The following is a 2,011-nucleotide window of genomic DNA, read 5'->3' as shown; positions in this document are numbered from 1 at the left end:
CCCCCGTGGCCCACACGCGCCCCGCCGCTGACCCATCCCACTTTCCACCGGAAGGAGATCTCCTCCTTGGATCCTGGCACGCACTTCGTCTTCGGCACCCACAAAGACCACGGCTTCGTCGCCTCCGCCACCTCCTCGATACCCGCCCGCCTGGCCCACTGGTTCCTGGTGCGGGAGCAGTTCGAGCCCGTACCCGGCAAGCCGGGCCTCTTCCGGCTCACCGACCCCGAGCGGGACGGGCCACGCCGCACCCGGCAGGCCGTGCAGGACCTGCGTCGTCAGGGATACGCCGTGCACGCCGATGTGGGTCTCGACCCCGCGCAGACGGCCGCACCGCCCAGGCCGGCTCGCCCGAACGGGCTGGCCGAACGCCGTAGCCGCATCGCGCGGGCCGCCGCATCTCTCTCCCCGCAGCGCGGGCCGGCACCGAGCACCTCACCCCCGTCCGCACGTCCCGTCCCATCGAAACCCAACGCATCGACCGTTCACCTGACCGCTTCCGCCATCGGACGGTCCCGGTGACCCTCGACACCGAGCCGATCCGCATCAGCCGCGGGCCAGGGGGCGAAGTCGAAGTCGAAGGCCGCTTCGACTCCCTCGCCGCGGGCATCCTGCGCCACGCCGGATTCCTCTTCGAGCCAGCCCTGCGCGGCCACTGGATCCGGCTCCCCTTCGACATGGGACGCGACTGGGAGAACCAGCGCGCGACCTGGGCCGCGGAGATGCTCACCGCCGCCCGCTACCCCGTACATCTCGCCCCCGACCTGCGCCCTGGGGCTCCCGAATCATCGACGCCCCGCGCACCGGCCCGCTCGCCGGCCATGACCGCGCACGCCCCGCCCGGGCGACGGCCGCGCCGCTGACGCCGACCACCCGGAGGCCCCGATCCCGGACACCTCCACACCGGACACCACACAACTCGCCACCCGTGCACGTGACTTCCAATTGCGAATGGCGGTCGTCGACCGGCAGACCGAGGTCACGCTCGACGCGGTCCGTGACCGCTATGGGCGGACCGTCCACCGCCACGCCGCAGCAGCCGCACGTGCCCGCCGCGACACCGCAGCCTTGGAAACGTACGCGGCATACCTCGCACAGCACGCCGACCAACTGCTGGACGCGGCCCGCACCGCCCTCGACAAGCTGCCCTTCGCGCGGCACACCAACGCCTGACGGGACCTGCTCGCCGCCCTGGGCGCCTCCCATGCTGAGATTGCCCGTGTCCTCGACGGTCCCGCCGCGCCCGGCTCGGCCGCCGAACGCGAGCAGCACTCCGCAGTCTGGCCCCACCTCGCCGCCTGGGCGGATTACGGCTCCATCGCAGCCGACCTGGCCGACCAGCACCACCAGCCCGCCACCGAACTGACCGGCGAGGAGCGGCGGAAGTGGACTCAGCTCGCCCAAGCCGCACAGCGACGCGGGGAGCTGGACCTGATCGAGTCCTGGTTCGCCGCCGACGGCCGTCGCCTCACCCTCGCCTACCTCATCGAGGACGACGCCTCGACCGTGATCGCCCTCACCGGAGACCCGGACACGCCGGACTGGGAAGTCATCGGGCACTACGCCCACAAGTACGCGGCCGGGCAGGCGCTGCCGCGACCGGTCCCGCCCGGAGTCCTGCGACCGGACGCTGCCTCACGGTTCAACCGGCCAGAGCCCGCACCCGAGCGGCCCCTGCAGGAAATGCTCCAGGACATCACCGAGAGCCGATCGGCCGGCGACGTCTCCGAAGCCCTGCTCAGTGCCGCGCAACAGGGCTTCGACGCCGGCCCCATGGTCCGGCTGCAGCACCTCCTCGACGCCGCGGCCGAGTTCTCCCACACCCTGGAAACCGTGCAGGGACGACAGATCGGCGCCCGGATCAAGGCACTCAGCCGCCAACTCGTCTTCCTCACCAGCGAGGTCCAGGAGGCGGCCGAGGATCTCGGCGCGACCGTCGCCGTCCTCCCGCCCCACCGCACGCCGCAGCCGCCGCGCCTCCGCACGCGTCCCGCCCTGGACACCACGGCCC

Annotated in this window: 3 protein-coding genes and 1 pseudogene; all 4 read left to right on the top strand. The window is 72.6% G+C overall.

Annotated elements, in window-relative coordinates; translation table 11 throughout:
* Positions 1 to 522, top strand: a 522-nt coding sequence (locus C1I97_RS36095) for a hypothetical protein (RefSeq protein ID WP_309147857.1), incomplete at its 5' end; no start/stop codon positions are given.
* Positions 519 to 863: a hypothetical protein gene (locus C1I97_RS36090; RefSeq protein WP_111007139.1), complete on the top strand. Its 345-nt coding sequence runs from the start codon at positions 519 to 521 to the stop codon at positions 861 to 863. The genes C1I97_RS36095 and C1I97_RS36090, both read left to right, overlap by 4 nt.
* Positions 864 to 951: 88 nt before the next feature.
* A complete protein-coding gene (locus C1I97_RS42590) occupies positions 952 to 1,173 on the top strand; it encodes a hypothetical protein (RefSeq protein ID WP_309147856.1) in 222 nt (73 codons plus the stop codon).
* Between the two features lie 333 nt (positions 1,174 to 1,506).
* Positions 1,507 to 2,011, top strand: a pseudogene (locus C1I97_RS42585) (hypothetical protein); the annotation flags it as partial.

The organism is Streptomyces sp. NTH33 (genome assembly GCF_003236365.1).
Taxonomy (GTDB): Bacteria; Actinomycetota; Actinomycetes; order Streptomycetales; family Streptomycetaceae; genus Streptomyces.
This window is presented reverse-complemented; position numbering and strand designations above follow the sequence as displayed.